Raw genomic sequence first — 24,668 nt, forward strand, 5'->3', positions numbered from 1 at the left:
GCGGACCGCCCGACCGCGGCTGCTCGTGTCCGGCCCGCGCGGGGCAGGCCCTACCGGCCTACTCCCACTCGATGGTCCCCGGGGGCTTGGACGTGACGTCCAGCACGACCCGGTTGACGTCCTCGACCTCGTTGGTGATGCGGTTGGAGATGCGGGCCAGCAGGTCGTAGGGCAGGCGCGACCAGTCGGCGGTCATCGCGTCCTCGCTGGAGACCGGGCGCAGCACCACGGGGTGGCCGTACGTGCGGCCGTCGCCCTGCACGCCGACGGAGCGCACGTCCGCCAGGAGCACGACCGGCATCTGCCAGACCTCGTCGTCGAGCCCGGCGCGGGTGAGCTCCTCGCGGGCGATCGCGTCCGCGCGGCGCAGGACCGCGAGGTTGGCCTCGGTGACCTCTCCGATGATCCGGATGCCCAGGCCGGGGCCCGGGAACGGCTGGCGGCCCACGATCTCGTGGGGCAGGCCGAGCTCCCGGCCCACGGCCCGGACCTCGTCCTTGAACAGGGTGCGCAGGGGCTCGACGAGCTCGAACTGCAGGTCCTCCGGCAGCCCGCCCACGTTGTGGTGGCTCTTGATGTTCGCGGCGCCCTCCCCGCCGCCGGACTCGACGACGTCGGGGTAGAGGGTGCCCTGGACGAGGAAGCGCACGGGCTCCCCCTCCTGGGCGGCGGTCCTCGCGACGGCCTCCGCGGCGGCCTCGAAGGAGCGGATGAACTCCCGGCCGATGATCTTGCGCTTCTGCTCCGGGTCGGTGACGCCGGCGAGGGCGCCGAGGAAGCGCTCCTTCTCCTCGGCCACGTACAGGTTGACGCCGGTGGCGGCGACGAAGTCCTTCTCGACCTGCTCGGCCTCGCCCTCGCGGAGCAGGCCGTGGTCCACGAACACGCAGGTGAGCTGGTCGCCCACGGCGCGCTGGACCAGGGCTGCGGCCACGGCGGAGTCCACGCCGCCGGAGAGCCCGCAGATCACGGAGGCGGAGCCCACCTGCTCGCGGATCCGCTGGACGTGCTCCTCGATGATGTTGCCGGTCGACCAGCTCGGCTCGACCTGCGCGCCGTCGAACAGGAAGTGCTCGAGCACCTTCTGCCCGTGCACGGAGTGCTTGACCTCCGGGTGCCACTGCACGCCGTAGAGGCGGCGGGCGTCGTCGGCGAACGCGGCGACCGGGGTGGTCTCCGTCGAGGCGAGGACCTCGAAGCCGGCGGGCGCCTCCACGACGGAGTCGCCGTGGCTCATCCACACGGTCTGGGTGCCGGGCGAGCCCTCCAGGATGGAGGCACCCGGTCCGCCCACGGCCGTCGCGGTGGTCGCGCCGTACTCGCGGGCGCCGGTGTGGGCGACCGTGCCGCCGAGGGCCTGGGCCATGGCCTGGAAGCCGTAGCAGATGCCGAAGACGGGCACCCCGGCCTCGAAGAGCGCGGGGTCCTGCTGCGGCGCGTCCTCGGCGTAGACGGAGGAGGGGCCGCCCGAGAGGATGATCGCCGCGGGCTGCTTGGCGAGGATCTGCTCGGTGGACCAGGTGTGCGGGACGATCTCGGAATAGACGTTGGCCTCGCGGACCCGGCGGGCGATCAGCTGCGCGTACTGCGCGCCGTAGTCGACCACCAGGACCGGGCGCTGCTCCAGCTCGGTACGGGTCTCAGGTGTTTCGGTCACGCCCTCCATCCTAGGCCAGGCGCGGGGAGGGCTCAGTACCGCTTCGCGGCCTTCGGGTTGGCCCGCAGCTCGGCGGTGGTCGAGGCGTGGATCTTGCGCTCCACCACGAAGGACAGGAACGGCACCACGCCGCCGAGGGCCATGACCACGAGCTGCGGGAACGGCCAGCGCATCAGCGTCCAGACGCGGAAGCAGGAGATGAGGTAGACCACGTAGAACCAGCCGTGGACGATGAGGATCCACGTGGAGATGTTGACCCCGCCGGCGAGGTTCTCCAGCTCCAGGTCCTGCCAGCCCAGGGCCACCGTCCGGCCCGTGAGCTGGTCCGTGCCCCCGGCGATCAGGTCGTAGCCGAACCCGTAGCGGGTGATCATCTCGGCCACGAGCAGCAGCAGGAACGTGCCGGAGATCCAGGCGCAGACCATGTAGAAGTTCAGCGCGCCCCGGATCTGCGCCTCGGTGCCGCCGAAGCGGCGGCGCGGCTGCAGGGCGTCCCGGCGCGGGACCCGGCCGGGACCCGCCGCGGCCGAGGGCCGGGCGTCCTGCGGGAGGGAGACCCGCACCCCGTCGGTGCGCTCCTTCGGGGAGGGGGTCGGCTGGGTGGGTTCAGTCATGGTGGGCTCCGGTCCTGTCCTGGGTCCTGTCGTGGGTGCGGGCGCCGGGCTGGTCGTCGAACCAGTAGTACTCCCCCGCCTCGGGATCGTAGTAGTAGTAGCGCCCGCTCGCGGCGTCGAAGTAGTACTCGCCCTCGAAGTAGAAGTACTCCTCCGGGCGCTGCTCGCGCAGCCACTCGTCGCGCACGAACCGCCACCAGATGTAGAGGGCGAACCCGGCGAAGAACACCCACTCGACCGCGTAGAAGAGGTTGAGCAGGTTCACGGACTCGTCCGTGGGCTGCTGGTCGATCTCGAGCTCGGACAGCCGGGGGCTCATCAGCGCGGGGTCCCGGGCGAGCGTCCCGTCGTCGCGGAGCTGGAACGGCGCGGAGGCCGGGTTCTCGGCGAAGGCGGCCACGAACCCGGAGTAGAGGGGGGCGTCCCAGAGGTTGGTGAGCTGGGCCGGGGAGACCGTGCCCACCTGCCCGTCGGGCAGCTCCTGGCCGGGCACCGGGCCCTCGGCGGGCAGGTACCGGCCGACGACGCCGATCCGGCCCTCGGGCTCCTCCGGCACGGCCGCGGGGTCGGCGGTCCAGCCCCGGGCCACGGCCACGGTGAGCTCGCCGCCGGCGTCCGGCCACCGGCCGGCGCTGCCGGGCACGGTCAGCGCCGAGACGGCCCAGTACCCCTCGGTCCCGTCCTGCAGCCGTCCGGGGACCATGACCGTGGAGCCGTCCCGGTACTCGCCGGTGACGGTGACCAGCTGGTCGGCCTGCGTCCCGGTGACCGGGGTGCCGGCCTGGGCGACCTCGGCGAGCGGGGCGGCCACGTCCTTGGCGGGATCGGCCACCGTGCGGGCCTGCTCGCTCGACTCCAGCTGCCACTGGCTCAGCAGCACGAAGCCCACGGCCAGTCCGAGGCTCACGATCAGCGCGAGGATCGAACGGGGGCGCAGGGCGGTCTTGAGCACCCGTCAAGGCTAGTGCGCCTTCCTGGACGTTCGCCAATCCCCGCCGGCCCCGCCGCGGTCCCCGGGGACCGCGGCGGGGGCTCAGCCGCGGATGACCACCTCGGCGCGCTGGAACTCCTTGAGGTTCAGGTACCCGGTGGTGGACATCGAGCGGCGCAGGGCGCCCACGAGGTTGGAGGTGCCGTCCACGTGGCGGGACGGGCCGAAGAGGACCTCCTGCAGCGGGCCGACCGTGCCCACCCGGGTGCGCAGCCCGCGCGGGAGCTCCCCGTGGTGCGCCTCCGCGCCCCAGTGCCAGCCCTGCCCGGGCGCCTCGGCGGTGCGGGCCAGCGCGGTGCCCAGCATCACGGCGTCGGCGCCCATCGCGAGGGCCTTGACGATGTCCCCGGAGACCCCCACGCCGCCGTCGGCGATGACGTGGACGTAGCGCCCGCCGGACTCGTCGAGGTAGTCCCGGCGGGCGGCGGCGACGTCGGAGATGGCCGTGGCCATGGCCGCGTGGATGCCCAGGGTGTTCTGGATCCGCATGGACGCGCCGCCGCCGAAGCCCACGAGCACCCCGGCCGCGCCCGTGCGCATGAGGTGCAGCGCCGGGGTGTAGCCCGCCGCGCCGCCCACGATGACCGGGACGTCGAGGTCGTAGATGAACTTCTTCAGGTCCAGGGGCTCCTGGTTGCGGGAGACGTGCTCCGCGGAGACCGTGGTCCCGCGGATGACGAAGACGTCCACGCCGGCGTCCAGGACGGTCCGGTAGTGCTCCACGGTGCGCTGCGGGGTGAGGGAGCCGGCGACGATCACGCCGGCCTCGCGGATCTGGGCGAGCCGGGCGGTGATCAGCTCCGCCTGGACCGGGGCCTCGTAGAGCTCCTGCATCCGGCGGGTGGCGGACGGGGCGTCCTCCCCGGAGAGGTCCGCGATCTCGTCGAGCACCGGCTGCGGGTCCTCGTAGCGGGTCCAGAGCCCTTCGAGGTCGAGCACGCCCAGCCCCCCGGCGCGGCCGAGGGCGATGGCCGTCTCCGGGGACGTGGCCGAGTCCATCGGGGCGCCCAGGAAGGGGATCGAGAACCGGTAGGCGTCGATCTGCCAGTCCGTGGAGACGTCGTGGGGGTCGCGGGTGCGGCGGGAGGGGACGAGGGCGATCTCGTCCAGGGAGAAGGTGCGGCGGGCGCGTTTGGACCGGCCGATCTCGATGTCGTAGCTCATGGTGTCCTTTCCGGGGGATGCTCCAGGTCGCCGCTCAGCGCTGGTAGTTGGGCGCCTCGACGGTCATCGTGATGTCGTGGGCGTGGGACTCCTTGAGCCCGGCCGAGGTGATCCGCACGAAGCGGCCCTTCGTCTTCAGCTCCGCGACGTCGTGGGCGCCCACGTAGAACATGGTCTGGCGCAGGCCGCCGTCGAGCTGGTGCACCACGGCCGAGAGCGGGCCGCGGTAGGGCACCTGGCCCTCGATGCCCTCGGGGATGAGCTTCTCGTCGCTGGCGACGTCGGCCTGGAAGTAGCGGTCCTTGGAGAAGGAGGTGTTCTTGCCGCGCGACTGCATGGCCCCCAGCGAGCCCATGCCGCGGTAGGTCTTGAACTGCTTGCCGTTGACGAACACGAGCTCCCCCGGGGACTCGTCGCAGCCGGCGAGCAGGGAGCCGAGCATCACGGAGTCCGCGCCGGCCACGAGGGCCTTGCCGATCTCGCCGGAGTGCTGCAGCCCGCCGTCGGCGATGACGGGGACCCCGGCGGGGATGGCGGCCTTGGCGGCCTCGTTGACCGCGGTGATCTGCGGGACGCCCACGCCGGCGATGATGCGGGTGGTGCAGATGGAGCCCGGGCCCACCCCGACCTTGACGGCGTCCGCGCCCGCGTCGACGATGGCCTGCGCGCCCGCGCGGGTGGCGGCCTGGCCGCCGATGACGTCGACGTGCGCGGCGGCGGTCTCGGCCTTGAGGCGGGCGATCATGTCCAGCACGCCCTGGGAGTGCCCGTTGGCGGTGTCGATGAACAGCGCGTCCACGCCGGCCTCCACGAGGGTCATGGCGCGCTCGAAGCCGTCGCCGAAGAACCCGACCGCGGCGCCGACGCGCAGCCGGCCCTCGTCGTCCTTCGTGGCGTGCGGGTACTGCTCGGCCTTCGTGAAGTCCTTGATCGTGATCAGCCCGGTGAGCCGGCCGGCGTCGTCGACGAGGGGCAGCTTCTCGATCTTGTTCGACGCCAGCAGCGCGTGGGCGTCGTCCTTGGCCATCCCGACCTTGCCGGTGACCAGCGGCATGGGCGTCATGATCTCGTGCACCCGGCGCCTGGGGAACTCGCTCTCCGGCAGGTAGCGGGTGTCGCGGTTCGTGATGATGCCCAGCAGCTTCTGCTCCGCGTCCACGACCGGCAGCCCGGAGACCCGGTAGTAGCCGCAGAGCCGGTCCAGCTCCTCGAGGGTCGCGTCCGGGGAGATGGTCACCGGGTCGGTGATCATGCCGGACTCGCTGCGCTTGACCCGGTCCACGTGCTCCGCCTGGTCCTCGATCGAGAGGTTGCGGTGGATCACGCCGAGCCCGCCCTGGCGGGCCATCGCGATCGCCATCGGGGACTCGGTGACGGTGTCCATGGCCGCGGACAGCAGGGGCACCTCCAGGGTGATGCGCCGGGACAGACGGGTGCGCGTCGAGGCCTCGGACGGGATGACGTCCGTGTTGCCGGGCAGCAGCAGGACGTCGTCGTAGGTCAGTCCGGTCAACCCGAACGGGTCCTCGGACAGAGCGGTGGGGACGGCGGTATCCGACACGGTGGGGCCTTTCAGCTTCGAGGGAGTCCCGACCATTCTACGGGCCTCCGGCCGCCCCGGATCGGGCCGGGAGGGGGCTGTGCCGAGTCTCACGGAGCGGCGGCGGGATCGACGCCGTCGGCGGCCAGGGCCTCCCGCACCCGTTCGACGAACATCGGGGCCAGTGTCCGCACGTACTCGACGGTGAGGTGGTTGTTGTCCCAGTAGGTGTACACGTTGCCGACGACCGGGTCGCAGGTGCCGTCCGGGCAGATCAGGTCGCCCATGTCCACCATCGACACCTGCGCCAGCTCGTCCGCCACCGGGGCCAGCGGGCTGTCCGGGCCCAGGATCGTGTGGGAGGCGGCGCACTCGGGGGCCTCGGCCCCGTGGTCCACCGCGCACTGCGCGGGGACGAAGTCGAACCGGGCGTTGTCGCGCAGCCCGACGACCTGGATGCCGCGCTCGGCCAGGCCGCGGATGCGCTGCTCCATGCCGGGGGTGAACTGCTCCTCGTCCTCGTCCGTGCTGCGGGTGCCCTGCACCAGCACCAGGTCCGGGTCCACCGCCTCCACCACGGGGTCGGCGCCCTCGAGCCAGCGGGCGCACGGCTCGTGGTCGGCGACCTGTTCCTCGACGCTGGAGTACATGCAGTTGCCGCGGATGTAGGTCACCACCCGCCAGTCGGAGGCCTCGGCCAGCTCCTCGATCGCCGGGATCCACATGTGCACGTGGCTGTTGCCGACGACCAGGAGGGTCGCGGCGGGATCGGGGTTCGGGACGGTGTCGAAGCACCACTGCTGGTAGCGCTCGGAGACCCCCAGTCCGGCGGGGCAGGGCTCGCCGAGCACGGGCTTCCGGTAGTGGTCGCCGGTGACGACCGGGATCGCCGGCGCGTCGGGGTCGCTCACGTCGCGGAATCCCGGCAGCAGGGCCGCGGCCCCGGGGTTGTTGCGGTCGGCGGCGGCGAGGACCGCGGTGGCCCGGCGGTCCTCGGCGTGCTGCAGCGACAGCACGGGCGCGACGACCAGGGCGAGGCTCGCGGCCACCGTGGCCGCCAGGTTCCGCTTGTTCCGCTCCGGCCACGTCCACGCCTTCAGCGGGGTCTCGACGAGCCGGGTGACCAGCACGGCCAGGAGCACCGACAGCAGCACCAGCACCACCCCGGAGCGGGGCCCGGCCACGGGCCGGTCGCGCAGCACCAGGTAGGTGATCAGCAGCGGCCAGTGGAGCAGGTACAGGGCGTAGGCGGAGTCGCCCAGCCGCACGAGGGGCCGGGAGGCGAGGACCCGGTCCAGCCCGAGGGGTGAGCCGGAGCGCCCGGCCACGACGATCGCCGCCGCGGAGGCCAGCGGCCACAGCGCGATCCAGCCGGGGAAGGCGCCCTGGACGTCGACGAGCACCCCGACGGAGACCATGCTGAGCAGACCGGCCCAGCCCAGCACCACCCGGGCCGCCCGCGGCAGGTCCAGGTACGGGAGGGCGAGCGCGAGCAGGGAGCCCAGGGCGAACTCCCACAGCCGGGTGCGGGTGTCGAAGTAGGCGAACTCCTGGTTCGTGGCGATCGAGTGCACCGACCAGGCGAGGGAGGCCGCGAACACCGCGCCGAACAGGGCCGTCAGCACCGGCACGGGCCGCCAGCCCGCCCTCCGGTGGAGCCACCACGCCGTACCGAAGACCAGCGGCCACAGCAGGAACACCTGCCCCTGCACCGACAGGGACCAGAAGTGCTGGAACGGGGAGGCCGTGGAGTGGTCGGCGGCGTAGTAGTCCACCGCGTTGAGCGCCAGCGCCCAGTTCTCCGCGTACAGCACCGAGGCCAGCGCCTCGCTGCGCCAGCGGCCGACGTCGTAGGCGGGGTAGAGCAGCTCCACCAGCAGCAGGGTGGCGAGGATCGTGAGCACGGCGAGGGGCAGCAGCCGCTTGAACACGTGCAGCCAGTAGCGCCCGATCGCCAGGGGCCGGCCGGACTCCAGCTTGCGCACGAAGGACAGGGTCAGGAAGAACGCCGAGATCAGCAGGAAGACGTCCACTCCCCCGGAGACCCGGCCGAGGAACACGTGGTAGACGACCACGAGCAGCACCGCCACCGCGCGCAGGCCCTGCACCTCCGGGCGGAACCCCGAGTAGCGGGACGGGCCCGCCCCCGGGCGGGTGGATCCGCCGGCATCGCCGGTCGGGCCGGTGGAACGGTCGATCGTGAGGGTCACAGCTTCTCCAGGGGCGTGCGGGGGGAGGGGGAGGGGGCGAAGCGAGGAGTCCGTCAGAGCCCGGTGCCGCCGGTGGCCGGGTCCTGGAGGAGGCGTTCCTCGAGGGCCGGCGCCATGGTCCGCGTGTAGGTCCAGGTCAGGTGGTGCGGATCGAAGAAGACGTATACGTTGCCCACCACCGGACGGCACAGGCCGCCGGGGCAGATCAGGTCGGTGAGGTCCAGCGACGTGAAGCCGGGACGGTCGCGGAGGGCGTCGGCCGGGTTCACCGGGGCCAGGACCTGCTCGACGGGGACCTGGCACCGGGCCGCGTCCTCGCCGTGGGTCTCGGCGCACGCGTAGGGGTCGAAGTCGAAGCGGGGGTTGTCGCGGAAGCCGACGACCTCGATCCCCCGCCCCGTCAGACGGTCGACCAGCTCCGGGAATCCCCCGAACACCGCCTCCGCGGACCCGTCCATCCGGGCCGCGTAGGTCGACGTCGTCAGGACCGCGTCCGGGGCGACCTGCTCCACGTAGTCGAGTGCCGCCTCGTTGCCCTCGTGGCACGCGTCCCCCTCCGGGCGCACGGCGAAGGCGCAGCCGGGCTGCAGGACGGCGACGAGCTGCCAGTCGCGCTCCTCCGCCAGGGGGATCACCGCCCCCATGAACTGCTCCATGTGGGAGTTGCCGACCACCAGGACCGTGCGCGCGGGATCCTGCACGACCGGTGTCTGGCGGCAGTACTGCTCGAGCAGCTCCTGCTCGGGGGCGAACTGCCCGGAGCAGGGCTCGGGCAGCCCCACCCACTCGTCCCGCAGCGCCGAGGCCAGCGGCAGCGCGGGCGCCTCCGGGTCCCCCCGGAACTCGAACCCGGGCTGCAGCACGGCGGCCCCGGGGTTGTTGCGGGCGGCCTCCTCCGCGAGCCGGGCCGCCCGCCGGGCGTCGGCCTGCTGCCAGGCGAGCACCGGCAGGGCGACCAGGGCGAGGCTCACGGCCACCGACACGGCCAGGCGCCGCTTGTCCCGCTCCGGCCACGCCCACCGCTGGAACGGCTGCTCCACGAGCTTGGTGGCCAGCACCGCCAGCACCAGGGAGACCACGACGATCACCACCCCGGAGCGCGGGCCGGCCACGGGCCGGTCGCGCAGCACCAGGTAGGTGATCAGCAGCGGCCAGTGCACCAGGTACAGGGCGTAGGAGGCGTCCCCCAGGCGCACCAGCGGCCGCGAGGCCAGGACCCGGTCCAGCCCGAACGGTGAGCCGGAGCGCCCGGCCACGATGATCGCGGCCGCGGACAGCAGCGGCCACAGCGCGATCCAGCCCGGGAACGCCCCCTGGACGTTGATCAGCACCCCGACCGAGACCATGCTCAGCATCCCGGCCCAGCCCAGCACCACCCGGGCCGCCCGCGGCAGCCGCAGGTACGGCACCGCCAGGGCCAGCAGCGAGCCCAGGGCGAACTCCCACAGCCGGGTGCGGGTGTCGAAGTAGGCGAAGGCCTGGTTCGTGGCGGTCGAGTGCACCGACCACGCCAGGGACGCGAGGAGGATCCCGCCGAACAGCGCCGTCAGCACCGGCACCGGCCGCCAGCCCGCCTTCCGGTGGAGCCACCACGCCGCGCCGAAGACCAGCGGCCACAGCAGGAACACCTGCCCCTGCACCGACAGGGACCAGAAGTGCTGGAACGGGGAGGCCGTGGAGCTGTCCGCCGCGTAGTAGTCGACCTCCGCCAGGGCCAGCGCCCAGTTCTCCACGTAGAACACCGAGGCCAGGGCCTCGGTGCGGACCCGGTCGATCCGCGCCTCCGGGAAGAACAGCCATGCGAGCACGAGCGTGCCCAGCACGGTGAGCACCGCCAGGGGCAGCAGCCGCTTGAACACGTGCAGCCAGTAGCGGCCCAGGGCCAGCGGCTGCCCGGCCTCGAGCTTGCGCACGAAGGACAGGGTCAGGAAGAACGCCGAGATCAGCAGGAAGACGTCCACTCCCCCGGACACCCGGTCGAGGAAGACGTGGTAGACCACCACGAGCAGCACCGCCACGAACCGCAGGCCCTGCACCTCGGGCCGGAACCCCGAGTACCGGGCCACCCGCCGGGCCGTCGACGCCTCGGCGGACGCCGGGGCGCCCTGCTCGCGAAGGCTGGTCATGGGCAGCTCCTGGGAACACCGTGCCACCGGGGGCGCGGGCAGTGGTCGGGTGGACCTCCGCACTCTACCGGAGCCGGCCGGGCGGGAGCCGGACAGGATCGCCGACGACGAAGGACCCGCCCCGCGGGAAGCGGGACGGGTCCTTGCGGGCGGGCGGCTCAGTGCTGGTGGCCGTGCCCCTGGTCCTCGGCGGGCTTGTCCACCACGAGGGTCTCGGTGGTCAGCACGAGCGCCGCGATGGACGCGGCGTTCTGCAGCGCCGAGCGGGTGACCTTGACCGGGTCGATGATGCCGGCGGCGACCATGTCGACGTAGTCGTCGGCCGCGGCGTCGTAGCCGTGCCCGGGCTCGAGGGCGGCCACGCGGGACGCGACCACGGCCCCGTCCTGGCCGGCGTTCTGCGCGATCCAGAACAGCGGCTGGCGCAGCGCGCGGCGGACGATGCCGAGCGCGGTCGCCGCGTCGCCGGTGAGCCCGAGGTCGGACTCCCCGAGGACCTTCCCGGCGTGCACCAGGGCGGTGCCGCCGCCGGAGACGATGCCCTGCTCGAGGGCCGCGCGGGTCGAGGACACGGCGTCCTCGATGCGGTGCTTGCGCTCCTTGGCCTCCACCTCGGTGGCCGCGCCGACCTTGATCACGGAGACGCCGCCGGACAGGCGGGCGAGCCGCTCCTGCAGCTTCTCCCGGTCCCAGTCGGAGTCGGTGCGCTCGACCTCGGCGCGGATCGTGGCGACCCGCTCCTGGATCTGCTCCTGGGTCCCGCCGCCGTCGACCACCGTGGTGGTGTTCTTGGTGACCGTCACGCGGCGGGCGGTGCCCAGCTGCTCCAGGGTCACCTGGTCGAGGCTGATGCCCAGCTCGGCGGTGATGAACTCGCCGCCGGTGAGCACCGCGAGGTCCTGCAGGATCGCCTTGCGGCGGTCGCCGAACCCGGGGGCCTTCAGGGCCACGACGTCGAGCGTGCCGCGCAGCTTGTTGACCACCAGGGTGGACAGGGCCTCGCCCTCGACGTCCTCCGCGATGATGGTCAGCGGCTTCTTGGCCTGCAGCACCTTCTCCAGCACCGGCATGAGCTCCTGCACGGAGGAGATCTTGCCCTGGTACAGCAGCACCAGGGAGTTCTCCATGACCGCTTCCTGGCGCTCGGCGTCGGTCACGAAGGACGGGGACAGGTAGCCCTTGTCGAACTGCATGCCCTCGGTGACCTCGAGCTCCACCTCGGTGCTCGAGCCGTCCTCGATGGTGATGACGCCGTCCTTGCCGACCGTCTCGAAGGCCTGGGCGATGAGCTCCCCGATCGCGGGGTCCTGCGCGGAGATCGTCGCGACGTGGGCGACGTTGACGCCCTCGACGGGACGGGCGTTCTCGAGCAGCCGCTCGGAGACGGCCTCGACGGCCTTCTCGATGCCGCGCTTGAGGCTCAGCGGGTCGGCGCCGGCGGCCACGTTGCGCAGGCCCTCCTTGACGAGCGCCTGGGCGAGGACGGTGGCGGTGGTGGTGCCGTCGCCGGCGACGTCGTTGGTCTTCGTCGCCACCTCCTTGGCGAGCTGGGCGCCGAGGTTCTCGTAGGGCTCGTCGAGCTCGACCTCACGGGCGATGGTCACGCCGTCGTTGGTGATCGTGGGGGCGCCCCACTTCTTGTCGAGCACCACGTTGCGCCCGCGGGGGCCGAGGGTGACCTTGACGGTGTCGGCGAGCTTGTTGACGCCGTTCTCGAGGGACTTGCGTGCGGCATCGTCGAATGCCAGCTGCTTGGCCATGAACGATGGCTCCTTCTGCGTGGCTGGTGGTCCAGCGGGGTTCGGGGAAACGGATCGACGAAGGGTGCCCGCCGCGGGCCCCGCGGGGCGTGTGCGGCAGGCACCCTTCGTCAGGACTGCGCGGTCTGCGCCAGGACTACTTCTCGACGACGGCGAGGACGTCGCGGGCCGGGAGCACCAGGTACTCCTCGCCGTTGTACTTGACCTCGGTGCCGCCGTACTTGGAGAAGATCACGACGTCGCCCTCCTTGACGTCGACCGGGATCCGGTTGCCGGAGTCGTCGACACGACCGGGGCCGACGGCCAGGACCTTGCCCTCCTGGGGCTTCTCCTTGGCGGTGTCCGGGATGACGAGACCGGAAGCGGTGGTCTGCTCAGCGGCGAGCGGCTGAACGACGATGCGATCCTCGAGAGGCTTGATGGAGACCGACACGATCTCTCCTTATCTGTAGGCGTGGAAAGCGGTGGGCGACCGCGGGCGGAACCCGCCGTCGTGCTTCGGGCCGGTTGGCGCACCAACCGTCGTCGCGGTGCCGATCGATCGCCAGGCCCTTAGCACCCTCACCCGGAGAGTGCCAAGGCCGACTATAGGAGTCGCCTAGCAGTCGGTCAAGGCGAGTGCCAGCACCGTGGCATCCCCTCCCCTGCGACCGAATTAGGTCACGGGGATGTTCGCCAATGATTTGCCTCACCGGCCGGGCACCCTCTAGGTTGATCGGTAAGGCAACCCTTACCTCGGCCGAGCAACGGTGCCCTCCCCCGACGTCCGCGCCGTCCCGCGGCAGGACGTCGTGCCCACCGGACCCCGCCGGGGCCCTCCACCCCGGAGGACGCCGGCGCCCTGCACGAAGGAAGACCATGAACAGCACCTCCCGACAGCGCTCGACCGCCCTGCTGGCCGCCGCCTCGGTCCTGGCCCTCGCCGGTTGCTCGACCTCCGGGGCCGCGACCGCCGACGAGACGCAGAGCTCGGCCTCCGCGGAGACCGTCAGCGTGGAGCACGCCCAGGGCACCACCGAGGTCCCGGTCTCCCCCGAGGACGTGATCACCTTCGACCTCGGCGTCCTCGACTCGATGGAGGCCCTCGGCGAGGACGTCCAGGGACTGCCCCAGGGCGGCAGCCTGCCCGACCAGTTCGCCGAGTACCGCTCGGACGAGTACGTCAACGCCGGTGCCATGAAGGAGCCGGACCTCGAGGCCGTCGCCGAGGCCGCCCCCGACCTGATCATCATCTCCGGGCGCACAGCCGAGTTCTACGACGAGCTCTCCGAGATCGCCCCGACCGTCGACCTGTCGATCGACGAGACCGACCCCCTCGCCTCCTTCACCGAGCAGTCCGGGACGCTCGGGGCGATCTTCGGCAAGGAGGCCGAGGTCGAGGAGAAGTTGGCCGCGATCGACGAGCAGATCGCCGAGACCGCGGAGCAGGCCGCCGGCGCCGGCACCGCCATGTTCCTGCTGACCAACGCCGGGGAGGTCAACGCCTACGGCCCGGCCTCGCGCTTCGGCAACGTCGTCTTCGACCTGCTGGGGCTCGAGTCCGCGACCGACGTCCAGGCCGACGGGCGGCACGGCGAGGCCGTCTCCTTCGAGGCGATCGCCGCGGCGGACCCGGACCGCATCTACGTCCTCGACCGCGACACCGCGATCGGGCAGTCCGGCGGCGAGGCCGCGCAGCAGGTCCTCGACAACGAACTCGTCAACGGCACCGCCGCGGCCCAGCAGGACCGGATCACCTACCTCGACAGCGCCAGCTGGTACGTCGTCGGCTTCGGCCTGAACAACTTCCCGTCCATGATCACCGAGGTCCAGGAGTCCCTCTCCTGACCCGCTGACGGACGGGCGGACCCCGGGGCGCCCGGCCCGGCGATCGCCACCGCCGCGCCGGGCGCCCCGGCCCCCTCCCGGCCCGCGCCGCCCCGAATCGGAAGGATCCCGATGACAGCCACCGGACGACGATGAGCACCGTCGTGACCGCTCCCCCCACCGCCGCCGCACCGGCGGGCTCGTCGTCGGTGGACCCGCGGGCCGCCGCCCTCCGCGACGCCCGCCACCTCGTCGCGGCGAGCGCCGTCGTGCTCGTGCTGGCGGTGGTCAGCACGTTCGTGGGCGTCCTCGACGTCACGCCGTGGTCCCTGTGGCGCCAGCTGGCCGCCGGGGACCTCGACGGCTTCCGGGACTCGGTGGAGGTCATCGCCGTGTCCCGCTTCCCGCGCACCGCCTCGGTCGTCCTGGCCGGGCTGGCCCTGTCCGTGGCGGGACTGATCATGCAGCTGATGGCCCGCAACAAGTTCGTGGAGCCCTCCACCGTGGGCACGGTCGAGTCCGCGCAGGCGGGCCTGCTCGTGGTGACCCTGCTGCTGCCCGCGGCGCCCCTGATGGCGAAGATGGGCGTCGCCTCGCTGTTCGCCCTCGCCGGGACGGGCCTGTTCCTGCTGGTCCTGCAGCGCATCCCGCTGCGCAACTCCCTGCTCGTCCCCCTCGTGGGGATCATGCTGGGCAACGTCATCGCGTCCGTGACCACCTTCTTCGGCTACCGCTTCGACCTGCTGCAGAGCCTCAACGCCTGGATGATCGGGGACTTCTCCGGGGTGCTGCGCGGCCGCTACGAGCTGCTGTGGCTCGTCCTGGCCCTCACGGTCGTCGGCTACGTGGCCGCCGACCGCTTCACCGTGGCGGGCATGGGACAGGAGTTCACCACCAACCTGGGCATCGACCACCGCCGCGTCATGGCGCTGGGCATGACCCTGGTCGCGCTGATCTCCGCCGTGGTCGTCGTGACCGTCGGGTCGATCCCCTTCCTGGGCCTCGTGGTGCCCAACCTCGTCTCGATGCTCGTCGGGGACAACGTCCGGCGCACGGTCCCCTGGGTCGCCGTGCTCGGGGCGGGTTTCGTGCTGGCCTGCGACATCCTGGCCCGGGTGATCCGCTACCCGTACGAGATCCCGGTCGGCACGATCGTCGCCGTCGTCGGCGGCGTGCTGTTCCTGGCCCTGCTGCTGCGGGGGCGGAACCGGTGAGCGCCAGGACCTCCCCCCTGCCCGCCGCCGTGACGGCCCGTCGCGGCGGCCCGCGCCCGCGCCTGGCACCGGGCGCCTGGATCGGGATCCTCGCCGTGCTCGCGGCCGCGTCCGTGGCCCTCTACCTGACCGTCGACCTCGGCGGCGACCTCGGCTACGTCCTGCCGCGCCGGATCAACCGGGTGCTGACCATGGTGCTCGTCGCCTACGCCGTGGGCGTGTCCACCGTGCTGTTCCAGACGATCACCGGCAACCGCATCCTCACCCCGTCGATCATGGGCTTCGACTCCCTGTACGTGCTCATCCAGACGGTGCTGGTGTTCCTCCTGGGCTCCACGGGGGTGGTCGCCCTCGGCACGGGGACCAGGTTCGGGCTCGAGCTCGGGCTCATGGTCGCGTTCAGCTGGGTGATCTACCGCTGGCTGTTCACGGGCTCGGGCAGGTCGCTGCACCTCGTGCTGCTCGTCGGCATCGTCTTCGGCACCGTGTTCCGCGGCGTCTCCTCGCTGCTGCAGCGCCTGCTCGAGCCCAGCGAGTTCGTCGTCCTGCAGGACGCGATGTTCGCGTCCTTCACGAACGTGGACACCGGCCTCCTGCGCCTGTCCTTCGTGCTCGTCGGGCTGGCGACGCTGGCGGCCGTCGCGCTGCGCCGGCAGTTCGACGTCCTCGCCCTCGGCCGGGACACCGCGATCAGCCTCGGCGTGGACCACACCCGGGTCGTGACCGCCGTGCTCGTGGTGTGCTCCGTGCTCGTGGGCGTGTGCACCGCGCTGGTCGGGCCCATCACCTTCTTCGGGCTCATCGTGGCGAACCTCGCCTACGCCCTGTGCCGGCGGTTCCGGCACCGCCACGTCCTGCCCATCGCGGTGCTGCTGGGGATCATCGCCCTCGTGGGCGGCCAGGTGGTCCTGGAGCAGGTCTTCGCCTTCGACACCGCGCTGAGCATCGTGATCGAGTTCGTGGGCGGGCTGCTGTTCCTCGTCATGCTGCTGCGGGGGTCCATCAAGTGAACAGGAGTGCATCGTGATCGAACTGACCGGCCTGACCAAGAGGTACGGGACGCAGACCGTCGTCGACGACGTCTCGGGCAGCATCGAGTCGGGTGGGCTGATCTCGATCATCGGCGCCAACGGGGCGGGCAAGTCCACCCTGCTGTCCATGGCCGCCCGGCTGCTGCCGATGGACCGGGGCACGGTGTTCGTGGACGAGCTCGACATCCTCTCCACCCCCTCGGACCAGCTGGCCCGGAAGCTGTCCATCCTGCGCCAGGAGAACACCCTGAGCGTGCGGCTGAGCGTGCGGGACCTCGTGGCCTTCGGCCGCCACCCGCACTCGAAGGGCCGGCACACCGCCGAGGACCGGGAGCACGTGGAGCGGGCGCTGCGCTACCTGCAGCTGGAGGAGCTCGCGGACCGCTACGTGGACGAGCTCTCCGGCGGGCAGCGGCAGCGGGCGTTCATCGCCATGGTCATCGCCCAGGACACCGACTACGTCCTGCTCGACGAGCCCCTCAACAACCTCGACATGAAGCACGCCGTGGAGATGATGCGGCTGCTGCGGCAGATGACCCACGACTTCGGCAAGACCGTGGTGCTCGTCATCCACGACATCAACTTCGCGTCCTGCTACTCCGACCGGATCATGGCCATGAAGGACGGCGCCCTCCTGCACCACGGCACCCCCGATGAGATCATGCGACCGGACGTGCTGCAGGAGATCTACGGCATCGACATCCGGGTGGAGCAGGTCGACGGGCACCGCATCGGCATCTACTTCGTCTGATCCTCCGTCCGGTCCTCCGCCCGGCACGTCCTCCGGCACCTCCGACCCGAACGGCACCCATGAGCTCCGACACCCCCGGCGACCCCCGCGAGATCGCCCCGCTGCTGACCCGGGAGGGCATGGCCCTGCTCGACTCCCTGGGCCCCTACGACGAGGCGGAGGCGCTGCGCACCGTCACACGGCTGCGGGCCGAGGGGCACGCCCCAGAGCTCGTCTCCGCCGCCCTGAGCCAGGCGAAGCTGCGCACCCGGGCCCGGGAGAAGTTCGGGGACTTCGCCGCCCGCATGCTCTTCACACGGGCCGGGCTGGAGCAGGCCACCCGGCTGCGCGTGGCCGCCCTGCACGCCCGGCGCTTCGCCGACACCGGCCTCGCCCACGTGGCCGACCTCGGCTGCGGCATCGGCGCCGACGCGCTCGCGCTGGCCTCCCTCGACCGGCGGGTCACCGCCGTGGAGCTCGACGAGACCACGGCCGCGGTGGCCACCCTCAACCTCGCCCCCTTCCCGGAGGCCACGGTCCTGCACGCCGACGCCGCGTCCCTGGACCTCTCCGCCCTGCCGGGCGGACCGCCGGACGGGGTGTGGCTGGACCCCGCCCGGCGCACGACCTCGTCGTCCGGGACCCGGCGGATCTTCGACCCCGAGGCGTTCTCCCCGCCCCTGTCCTTCGTCGAGGGCCTCGCCGCCCGGGGCCTGCCCGTCGGCGTGAAGCTGGGCCCGGGCATCCCCCACGAGGCCGTCCCGGCCGGCTGCGAGGCGCAGTGGGTCTCCGAGCGCGGGGACGTGGTGGAGGCCGTGCTCTGGTTCAACGCGGTGGCCCGGCCCGGGGTCCGGCGGGCGGCGCTCGTGCTCTCCGAGCACGGCGCCACGGAGCTCACCAGCGCGGAGGACCTCGACCCCGCCCACGCGGACGCGGTCGTGGGCCCCGTCGGGTCGTACCTGTACGAGCCGGACGGCGCGGTGATCCGCGCGGGCCTCGTCGCCGACCTCGCCCGGCAGCTGGACGCGCGGCTGATCCACCCCCGGATCGCCTACCTGTCCTCCGACGAGCTCGTCCGCACGCCGCTGGCCCGCGCCTACCGGGTGCGGGAGGTGCTGCCGCACACCGTCAAGGTGCTCAGGCGGTGGGTGCGGGAGCACGAGGTCGGCACCCTCGAGATCAAGAAGCGCGGCACCGACGTGACCCCCGAGCAGCTGCGCCGCCAGCTCGCGCCCCGGGGCCCCGGCCGGGCCACGCTCGTGCTGACCAGGACCGCCGCGCCCGCCCCGGACGGCGGGCCGGGCCCGGGGGCCGGCGAGAGGCGCGTCGTCCTCGTCGTCGAAACCGTAGACTGAGGTCGCCGCGGACGATCCGGTCCGCACCCGACCGGGCCGATCCGGCCCGCACCGCGCGGGCGAGCACGCCCGCAGAACACGGAGGACCTGCCGCGTGGAGATCTCGTTCGCCCGCTCCGCCCAGTCGACGCTGGGCGTCGAGTGGGAAATCGCCCTCGTGGACGCCACCACGGGCGATCTCGTCCCGCGCGGCCGGGAGACGTTCGAGGCGGTCCTGGACGCCCGCCCCGAGTGGGGCACCGACGGCGACCACCCGCAGCTGACCGGGGAGTTCCTGCTGAACACGGTCGAGATGGTCACCGGGGTGTGCCGCGACGTCGCCCACTCCACCGAGCAGCTGGCCGAGATGATGGACGAGATCCGCACGGTGACCGACCCGCAGGGCCTGGAGATCTTCGCCGCGGGCACCCACCCCTTCGCGCGCTGGCAGGACCAGCAGGTCACCGACAAGCAGCGCTACCACAAGCTCGTGGACCGAACCCAGTACTGGGGCCGCCAGATGGTCATCTACGGGGTGCACGTGCACGTGGGCCTGGACGCCCGGGCCAAGGCCCTGCCGGTGCTCGACGGGCTGCTGACCTACTACCCCCACCTGCTGGCCCTATCCTCGAACTCCCCGTTCTGGGCGGGCGAGGACACCGGCTACGCGTCCCAGCGCTCCATGATCTTCCAGCAGCTCTCCACCGCCGGGCTGCCCTACCACTTCCCGTCCTGGGACGCCTACGAGCAGTGCATCGAGGACATGGTCTCCACCGGGATCATCGAGGAGCTGAGCGAGGCGCGCTGGGACGTGCGCCCCGTGCCGCGGCTGGGCACCGACGAGGTCCGCTTCTGCGACGGGCTCTCGACCCTCTGGGAGGTCGGGGCGCTCACCGCCCTCACCCAGTGCCTCGCGGAGTCCCTCTCCCAGGACCTCGACGCCGGCCGGGCCCCCGCCCGCCTGAAGCCGTGGCACATCCAGGAGAACAAGTGGCGGGCCGCCCGCTACGGCCTGGACGCCGAGGTCATCACCGGACCGGAGAACACCGAGCGCGCCCTGTGCGAGGACCTGACCGAGCTGCTCGACCGCCTGGAGCCCGTCGCCGCGCGGCTGGGCTGCTCGAAGGAGCTCTCCGACGTGGAGCGGATCATGGAGGAGGGCGCCGGCTACCAGCGCCAGCGCGCGGTGGCCCGGGCCCACGGCGGGGACCTGCGCGCGGTGGCCCTCGACATCGTCCGACGCACCCGCGAGAACGACTGACCGTCCCGTCCGCCCGAGTCCGCGCCCCGGCCGCGCGGACGCCCGATCCCGAGGTTGCCGACATGACCGACCCCACCCCTGCCCGCCCGGGCGACGCCCCGCCGCAAGGACCCGTGCTCCAGATCGGTGCCCTGCACCCCCTGGTGGAGGAGACCCTCGCCGCCGAGTTCGCGGCCCTGCGCCTGCCCGCCGACCCCGCCGCGCGGGACGGGTTCCTGGACCGGCACGCCGAGCAGGTGCGCGTGGTGGTGTGCTCCGGGCGCACGGGGGTGGACCGGGACCTCATGGGCCGCCTGCCCCGGCTCGAGGCCGTCGTGCACTTCGGCGTCGGCTACGACGGGACGGACGCCGCCGAGGCCGCCGCGCGCGGGATCCGCATGAGCAACACCCCCGACGTGCTCACCGACGCCGTGGCGGACACCGCACTGGCCCTGTACCTGGACGTGCTGCGCCGGTTCTCCGCGGCCGACCGCTTCGTCCGCCGCGGGCAGTGGGAGACGTCCGGCAACTACCCGCTGACCGCCCACGCCTCGGGCCGGCGGGTGGGGATCCTGGGCCTGGGCCGGATCGGCCGGGCCGTCGCCCGCCGCCTGGCGGCGCTGGACTGCGAGATCCACTACCACAACCGGCGGCCGGTCCCCGGCGTCGAGCACGCCTACCACGGCTCCCCCGCCGACCTCGCCGCGGCCGTCGACGTCCTCGTGGTCGCCGTCCCCGGCGGACCGGACTCCACCGGGACGGTCGACGCGGGGGTCCTGGACGCCCTCGGGCCGGAGGGGTACCTCGTCAACGTGGCCCGCGGCTCCGTCGTGGACGAGACCGCGCTCGTCGCCGCGCTGCGGGAGGGGCGGCTGGGCGGGGCCGGGCTCGACGTCTACGCCGCCGAGCCGCACGTGCCCGCCGCCCTGCGCGAGCTCGAGAACGTGGTGCTGCTCCCGCACGTGGGCAGCGCCACGGTGGAGACCCGGCGGGCGATGGCGGAGCTCACCCTGCACAACCTGCGCAGCTACCTGGCCGACGGCACCCTCGTCACGCCCGTGTCCTGAGGCCCGCGGGCCGGCTCAGACCGAGACGGTCGTGACGGGCAGGGAGGAGTCGGCGGCGAAGCCCAGGCCCGAGGGCTCGCGGCCCCCGGCCACGACGCGGGCCGCGAGCGCTGCGACCATCGCCCCGTTGTCGGTGCACAGGGACAGCTTCGGGACCACCAGCTCGATCCCGTGCGCGGCGCAGCGCTCGGCCGTGAGCTCCCGCAGCCGGGAGTTGGCGGCCACCCCTCCGCCGAGCAGGAGCGTGCCGAGCCCCTGCTCGGTGCAGGCGAGGACGGCCTTGCGGGTGACGACGTCGGCCACGGCCTCCTGGAAGGACGCCGCGACGTCCGCGACCGGGACCGCGCGCCCCTCGGCCTCGTGGGCCTCGACGACGCGGGCCACGGCGGTCTTGAGCCCGGAGAAGGAGAAGTCGTAGCGGTGCGGGCCGGGGCGCTCGGCGGAGCCCAGGTACTTGCCGGCGGTGAGTCCGCGGGGGAAGCGGAAGGCCGTGGGGTCCCCGGTCCGGGCGGCGGCGTCGATGGCCGGGCCGCCCGGGTAGTCCAGGCCCAGCACCCGGGCCACCTTGTCGTAGGCCTCGCCGGCCGCGTCGTCGATCGTGGCCCCGAGCAGCCGCACGTCCCGGGAGAGGTCGTCGACGGCGAGGATCTCGGTGTGCCCGCCGGAGACCAGCAGCGCGCCGAGGTCGCGGGGCAGGCCGTCGTCGAAGGCGCCCCGGAAGCCCTCGATCCCCGAGTCCTCGAGCACGCCCACGCCGACGTGGGCCACGAGGTGGTTGACGGCGTACAGGGGCTTGCCGGTGGCCACGGCGAGCGCCTTCGCGGTAGCGACGCCCACCATGAGCGCCCCGGCCAGGCCCGGGCCGGAGGTCACGGCCAGGGCGTCCAGCTCGTCGAGGCCCACGCCGGCCCGGTCCAGGGCCTCGCGCAGCGTGGGCACGAGCGCGTCGAGGTGGGCGCGGGAGGCGATCTCGGGGATCACGCCCCCGAAGCGCGCGTGCTCGTCCATCGAGGAGGACACGACGTTGGCGAGCAGGGTGCGCCCGCGCACGATCCCGACGCCCGTCTCGTCGCAGGAGGACTCGATGCCCAGCACCAGGGGTCCGTCGGTCATCGGCTTCCCTCCGTCGGGGTGGTCGGGGTGGCCGGGGGCTCCGGCGCGGTGAGGTCGAGGCGCATGATCAGCGCGTCGGTGCCGTCCCGGTAGTAGCGGGGGCGGGTGTGGATGTGCTCGTAGCCGAAGCGGCGGTAGAGCTGCTGGGCGCGCGGGTTGTCGGCGCGGACCTCGAGCAGCACCTCCGTGGCGCCCAGCTCCCGCGCCCGTCCGTGCAGCGTGCGCAGCAGCGAGGAGCCGATCCCGCGTCCCTCGTGCTCGGGGAGCACCGCGATGGTCTGGACGTCGCCCACCGGGCGGATGCACATGAGCCCCGCGTAGCCGACGATCCGCTCGTCCTGCTCGGCCACCCAGTACCAGCAGACGGGCTGGGCCAGCTCGGCCTGGAACATCTCCAGCGGCCAGGCGTCGGCCGGGAAGAGCTGCTGCTCGAGGGCGTGCACCACGGGGACGTCCCGGGCCGTCATCCGGCGCAGGGTCCAGGGGGTCCCCGGTGCGGACGGGGCGCTCACGCGAGGGCCTTCTTCCGGGGACCGGGGACCTTCGCGTCGGACTCGCGCAGGTACAGGGGGGTCGTGTCCGCCCCCGGCCCCTCGCCGCGGGCCCGCAGGCGCAGGGCCGCGAGCCCCAGCGACGACGCCGTGGGCTGCGCCTCGGCGAAACCGGGCACGGGCCGGGCCAGCCGGTCCGCGTAGAGGCCGGCGCCGCGGCCGTAGGCGGGCAGCTCCGGGAGCTGCTCCGCGGCGGCGACCCCGGGCCCGCCGACGCGCCGCGGGCCGTCGGGGGCGAGGGCGTAGCGGGCCCAGTAGACCTCCCTGCGCCGGGCGTCGGTGAGCACGAGGAACTCCTCGTGGCCGGCCGCCCGGGCGTCCTCGGCGGCGTCCTGCGCCAGGGCCTCGAGGCTCATGAGGCCCTGCAGCGGCACGTCCCAGGCGAAGGCGAGCGCCCGGGCGGTCGCGATCCCGGCGCGCAGGCCGGTGAAGGGGCCGGGACCGGTGCCCACCAGGACGCCGTCGAGCCCGGCGCCGGTCAGGCCGCGGCCCTCCAGCAGGTCGCGGACCGCGGGGGCCAGGACCTCGGCGTGGGAGCGGGTGTCGGGGCTGACGAAGGAGCCCACGACCTCGCCCGCGCCGGTCACGAGGGCGGCGGAGGCGACGGCGGAGGAGTCCAGGCACAGGAGGAGCACCCGGCCATTCTAGTGCCCGGGCGCGGGCCCTTCCCCCGGCGGGTCCAGCGGCGGGGGCCCGCCCGCCCAGCGCGGGCCGATCCCGGTCAGGGTGATGCGGCGGGGCTCGGCGTCGTCGTCCTCCGCGTCGTCCTCCGCGTCGTCCTCCGCGTCGTCCTCCGCGCCGTCCGCCGCCCCGGGCATCGCCACGGGTGCCGGCGCCGCGGCGCCGACCGCGCGCTCCAGGACGATCTCCAGGCGGGAGTCGGCCAGGTGCTCGACCTTCCCGGTCCCCCACTCCACCACGGTCACGGCCGTGTCCACGGTGTCCTCGAGGTCGATGTCGTCGACCTCCGCCGCGCTGCCCAGCCGGTAGGCGTCGACGTGCACGAGGTCCGGTCCGCCGGGCCGCGGCCCGTCCGGGACGTTGGGGTGGCGGCGCACCAGCACGAACGTGGGCGAGATGATGCCGGGGCGCACGCCCAGGCCCCGGCCCAGGCCCTGCGTGAAGGTGGTCTTGCCGGCGCCGAGCTCGCCCGTGAGGACCAGCAGGTCCCCGGCGCGCAGCCGCGCCCCGAGCCGCTCGGCCAGTGCCTGGGTCCGCTCGGGGCCGTCCACGGTCAGGCTCAGGGTCCACTCGCTCATGCCTGCTCCTCTCCGCTGTCCGCCGCGGTGTCCACGTGCACCCGGGGCACGCGGCCCGAGACGCGGGTGACGATCTCGTAGTTGATGGTGCCGGCGGCGTCCGCCCAGGCGGAGGCCGAAGGGTGCTCCCCGGCCCCGAACAGGACCGCCTCCGCGCCCACCAGCCCGTGCTCGGGGGCGGAGAGCCCCGGTGCGCCCAGGTCCACGACGATCTGGTCCATGGCGACCCGGCCGACGACGGGACGGGTGCGGCCCCGGATCCGCACCGGGCCGCCGGCCCCGCTCCGCGGCACCCCGTCGGCGTAGCCCAGCGGGACGAGCGCGAGGGTCGTGGGCCGCTCGGCCACCCAGCTCAGCCCGTAGGAGACGCCCTGGCCGGCCGGGACGTCCTTCACCGCGCTGACGGTGCTGCGCAGGGTCATGGCGGGCACCAGGCCGAGCTGCTGCGGACTGCGGCCGGGGAAGGGCGAGAGCCCGTAGACGGAGACGCCCACGCGGACCATGTCGAGGAGCATGTCCGCCGGGCGCTCGAGGCCGGCGGCGGAGAACAGGCCCGGCGAGTTCGCGGCGTGCCGCAGCGCGGGGCGCAGCCCGGCGGCGCGCGCGACGTCCACGGCCGCGCGGAAGCGCCGGAGCTGCTCCCGGGTCTCGGGCCGGGAGGGCTCGTCGGCCACGGCCAGGTGGGTGAAGACGCCGACCACCCGCACGAGCCCCTCGGCCTCCGCCTGCGCGGCCCAGCGCACCAGCTCGGGCCACCGCTGGGCCGTCGCGCCGTTGCGGCCCAGGCCGGTGTCGATCTTGAGGTGGATCCGGGCGGTGCCGCCGAGCTCCCGCGCGGCCTCGGCGATCGGGCCGAGCTCCCACCCGCTGACGCCGAGCTCGACGTCCCGGGCCAGGGCGGCCCGGAAGTCCGTGTCCACGGTGTGCAGCCACGCGAGCAGCGGCGCGGTGATCCCGGCGGCGCGCAGCTCCAGGGCCTCGGCCACGTGGGCGACGCCCAGGGCGTCCGCGCCGGCCTGCACGGCCGCGCGGGCCACGGGCACGGCCCCGTGGCCGTAGGCGTCGGCCTTGACCACGGCCATCAGCCGCGCCGGGGCGGCCAGCTCCCGGATCCGGCGCACGTTGGCGCGGACCGCGGCGAGGTCGACCACGGCGCTGCGCTCGGGCCGGGCAGGGCGGGGGAAGGCCTCCCCGGGCAGGGGGAACGGGACGGGTTCGGCACGGTTCACGGTGCCCATTCTCGCACCGCGGCCGGAGCGGC

At 73.4% G+C, this 24,668-nt stretch carries 21 protein-coding genes; 7 read left to right on the plus strand and 14 right to left on the minus strand.

What is annotated here, in order from left to right; genetic code table 11:
* Window positions 1-58 precede the first annotated feature (58 nt).
* The 9 genes from guaA to groES form a co-directional block, all read right to left on the minus strand.
* Window positions 59-1,666 carry a glutamine-hydrolyzing GMP synthase gene (guaA, locus tag RE027_RS07910; protein ID WP_368807712.1) on the minus strand — a complete coding sequence of 536 codons (1,608 nt, stop codon included), beginning with the start codon at window positions 1,664-1,666 and terminating at the stop codon, window positions 59-61.
* A gap of 23 nt (window positions 1,667-1,689) precedes the next feature.
* On the minus strand, window positions 1,690-2,271 hold the full coding sequence (locus tag RE027_RS07915; RefSeq protein WP_368807713.1) for a DUF3817 domain-containing protein: 582 nt from the start codon (window positions 2,269-2,271) through the stop codon (window positions 1,690-1,692).
* Window positions 2,264-3,223 (minus strand): SURF1 family cytochrome oxidase biogenesis protein, encoded by a 960-nt coding sequence (locus RE027_RS07920; protein ID WP_368807714.1) that lies wholly within the window; start codon window positions 3,221-3,223, stop codon window positions 2,264-2,266. The genes RE027_RS07915 and RE027_RS07920 overlap by 8 nt, the downstream gene beginning before the upstream one ends.
* An 81-nt stretch (window positions 3,224-3,304) precedes the next feature.
* Entirely contained in the window at window positions 3,305-4,426 is a 1,122-nt protein-coding gene (locus RE027_RS07925; protein ID WP_368807715.1) for a GuaB3 family IMP dehydrogenase-related protein, read from the minus strand.
* 34 nt (window positions 4,427-4,460) lie between these two features.
* Complete coding sequence (gene guaB, locus RE027_RS07930; RefSeq protein WP_368807716.1) at window positions 4,461-6,023, minus strand: IMP dehydrogenase; 1,563 nt, start codon at window positions 6,021-6,023, stop codon at window positions 4,461-4,463.
* A 53-nt stretch (window positions 6,024-6,076) separates the two neighbouring features.
* Window positions 6,077-8,176: an acyltransferase family protein gene (locus tag RE027_RS07935; RefSeq protein WP_368807717.1), complete on the minus strand. Its 2,100-nt coding sequence runs from the start codon at window positions 8,174-8,176 to the stop codon at window positions 6,077-6,079.
* A 53-nt stretch (window positions 8,177-8,229) separates the two neighbouring features.
* Window positions 8,230-10,302 carry an acyltransferase family protein gene (locus tag RE027_RS07940; RefSeq protein ID WP_368807718.1) on the minus strand — a complete coding sequence of 691 codons (2,073 nt, stop codon included), beginning with the start codon at window positions 10,300-10,302 and terminating at the stop codon, window positions 8,230-8,232.
* Window positions 10,303-10,460: 158 nt separating this feature from the next.
* Window positions 10,461-12,062 carry a chaperonin GroEL gene (groL, locus tag RE027_RS07945; RefSeq protein WP_368807719.1) on the minus strand — a complete coding sequence of 534 codons (1,602 nt, stop codon included), beginning with the start codon at window positions 12,060-12,062 and terminating at the stop codon, window positions 10,461-10,463.
* 136 nt (window positions 12,063-12,198) lie between these two features.
* Complete coding sequence (groES, locus tag RE027_RS07950) at window positions 12,199-12,495, minus strand: co-chaperone GroES (protein ID WP_047801805.1); 297 nt, start codon at window positions 12,493-12,495, stop codon at window positions 12,199-12,201.
* Between the two features lie 425 nt (window positions 12,496-12,920).
* On the opposite strand from groES, the gene RE027_RS07955 reads away from it, so the two are divergent.
* From RE027_RS07955 to RE027_RS07985, 7 genes are all read left to right on the plus strand, one after another.
* Entirely contained in the window at window positions 12,921-13,889 is a 969-nt protein-coding gene (locus RE027_RS07955) for a siderophore ABC transporter substrate-binding protein (RefSeq protein WP_368807720.1), read from the plus strand.
* A 143-nt stretch (window positions 13,890-14,032) separates the two neighbouring features.
* Window positions 14,033-15,082 carry an ABC transporter permease gene (locus tag RE027_RS07960; RefSeq protein WP_368807721.1) on the plus strand — a complete coding sequence of 350 codons (1,050 nt, stop codon included), beginning with the start codon at window positions 14,033-14,035 and terminating at the stop codon, window positions 15,080-15,082.
* Complete coding sequence (locus RE027_RS07965; protein WP_368807722.1) at window positions 15,079-16,092, plus strand: iron chelate uptake ABC transporter family permease subunit; 1,014 nt, start codon at window positions 15,079-15,081, stop codon at window positions 16,090-16,092. Before RE027_RS07960 ends, RE027_RS07965 begins: the two co-directional genes overlap by 4 nt.
* Window positions 16,093-16,105: 13 nt before the next feature.
* Window positions 16,106-16,864, plus strand: a complete 759-nt coding sequence (locus tag RE027_RS07970) for an iron ABC transporter ATP-binding protein (protein ID WP_368807723.1) — start codon at window positions 16,106-16,108, stop codon at window positions 16,862-16,864.
* 59 nt (window positions 16,865-16,923) lie between these two features.
* A complete protein-coding gene (locus RE027_RS07975) occupies window positions 16,924-18,198 on the plus strand; it encodes a THUMP-like domain-containing protein (protein ID WP_368807724.1) in 1,275 nt (424 codons plus the stop codon).
* 94 nt (window positions 18,199-18,292) lie between these two features.
* Window positions 18,293-19,438, plus strand: a complete 1,146-nt coding sequence (locus RE027_RS07980; protein WP_368807725.1) for a glutamate--cysteine ligase — start codon at window positions 18,293-18,295, stop codon at window positions 19,436-19,438.
* A 62-nt stretch (window positions 19,439-19,500) separates the two neighbouring features.
* Window positions 19,501-20,484 (plus strand): 2-hydroxyacid dehydrogenase, encoded by a 984-nt coding sequence (locus RE027_RS07985; RefSeq protein WP_368807726.1) that lies wholly within the window; start codon window positions 19,501-19,503, stop codon window positions 20,482-20,484.
* Between the two features lie 15 nt (window positions 20,485-20,499).
* Here RE027_RS07985 and tsaD read toward each other — a convergent pair whose 3' ends face one another.
* From tsaD to alr, 5 genes are read right to left on the minus strand one after another with little or no spacing between them, the layout of a single operon-like run.
* Window positions 20,500-21,597, minus strand: coding sequence for a tRNA (adenosine(37)-N6)-threonylcarbamoyltransferase complex transferase subunit TsaD (tsaD, locus tag RE027_RS07990; RefSeq protein ID WP_368807727.1), 1,098 nt, complete (start codon window positions 21,595-21,597; stop codon window positions 20,500-20,502).
* Complete coding sequence (gene rimI / locus RE027_RS07995) at window positions 21,594-22,064, minus strand: ribosomal protein S18-alanine N-acetyltransferase (RefSeq protein WP_368807857.1); 471 nt, start codon at window positions 22,062-22,064, stop codon at window positions 21,594-21,596. Before rimI ends, tsaD begins: the two co-directional genes overlap by 4 nt.
* 41 nt (window positions 22,065-22,105) lie before the next feature.
* A complete protein-coding gene (gene tsaB / locus RE027_RS08000; protein ID WP_368807728.1) occupies window positions 22,106-22,783 on the minus strand; it encodes a tRNA (adenosine(37)-N6)-threonylcarbamoyltransferase complex dimerization subunit type 1 TsaB in 678 nt (225 codons plus the stop codon).
* 9 nt (window positions 22,784-22,792) lie between these two features.
* Window positions 22,793-23,407, minus strand: coding sequence for a tRNA (adenosine(37)-N6)-threonylcarbamoyltransferase complex ATPase subunit type 1 TsaE (gene tsaE / locus RE027_RS08005; RefSeq protein WP_368807729.1), 615 nt, complete (start codon window positions 23,405-23,407; stop codon window positions 22,793-22,795).
* Complete coding sequence (alr, locus tag RE027_RS08010; protein ID WP_438612425.1) at window positions 23,404-24,645, minus strand: alanine racemase; 1,242 nt, start codon at window positions 24,643-24,645, stop codon at window positions 23,404-23,406. Before alr ends, tsaE begins: the two co-directional genes overlap by 4 nt.
* Window positions 24,646-24,668: the final 23 nt, after the last annotated feature.

This window comes from Kocuria sabuli, assembly GCF_040981185.1.
GTDB classification, from domain to species: Bacteria; Actinomycetota; Actinomycetes; order Actinomycetales; family Micrococcaceae; genus Kocuria; species Kocuria sabuli.

Bases quoted from the DNA above. Each gene is read 5' to 3' on its own strand.
- guaA (WP_368807712.1), bottom strand. From the start codon at position 1,666: ATGGAGGGCGTGACCGAAACACCTGAGACCCGTACCGAGCTGGAGCAG.
- RE027_RS07915 (WP_368807713.1), bottom strand. From the start codon at position 2,271: ATGACTGAACCCACCCAGCCGACCCCCTCCCCGAAGGAGCGCACCGAC.
- RE027_RS07925 (WP_368807715.1), bottom strand. From the start codon at position 4,426: ATGAGCTACGACATCGAGATCGGCCGGTCCAAACGCGCCCGCCGCACC.
- guaB (WP_368807716.1), bottom strand. From the start codon at position 6,023: ATGGTCGGGACTCCCTCGAAGCTGAAAGGCCCCACCGTGTCGGATACC.
- RE027_RS07940 (WP_368807718.1), bottom strand. From the start codon at position 10,302: ATGACCAGCCTTCGCGAGCAGGGCGCCCCGGCGTCCGCCGAGGCGTCG.
- groL (WP_368807719.1), bottom strand. From the start codon at position 12,062: ATGGCCAAGCAGCTGGCATTCGACGATGCCGCACGCAAGTCCCTCGAG.
- RE027_RS07955 (WP_368807720.1), top strand. From the start codon at position 12,921: ATGAACAGCACCTCCCGACAGCGCTCGACCGCCCTGCTGGCCGCCGCC.
- RE027_RS07975 (WP_368807724.1), top strand. From the start codon at position 16,924: ATGAGCTCCGACACCCCCGGCGACCCCCGCGAGATCGCCCCGCTGCTG.
- RE027_RS07985 (WP_368807726.1), top strand. From the start codon at position 19,501: ATGACCGACCCCACCCCTGCCCGCCCGGGCGACGCCCCGCCGCAAGGA.
- tsaD (WP_368807727.1), bottom strand. From the start codon at position 21,597: ATGACCGACGGACCCCTGGTGCTGGGCATCGAGTCCTCCTGCGACGAG.
- rimI (WP_368807857.1), bottom strand. From the start codon at position 22,064: ATGACGGCCCGGGACGTCCCCGTGGTGCACGCCCTCGAGCAGCAGCTC.
- tsaE (WP_368807729.1), bottom strand. From the start codon at position 23,407: ATGAGCGAGTGGACCCTGAGCCTGACCGTGGACGGCCCCGAGCGGACC.
- alr (WP_438612425.1), bottom strand. From the start codon at position 24,645: ATGGGCACCGTGAACCGTGCCGAACCCGTCCCGTTCCCCCTGCCCGGG.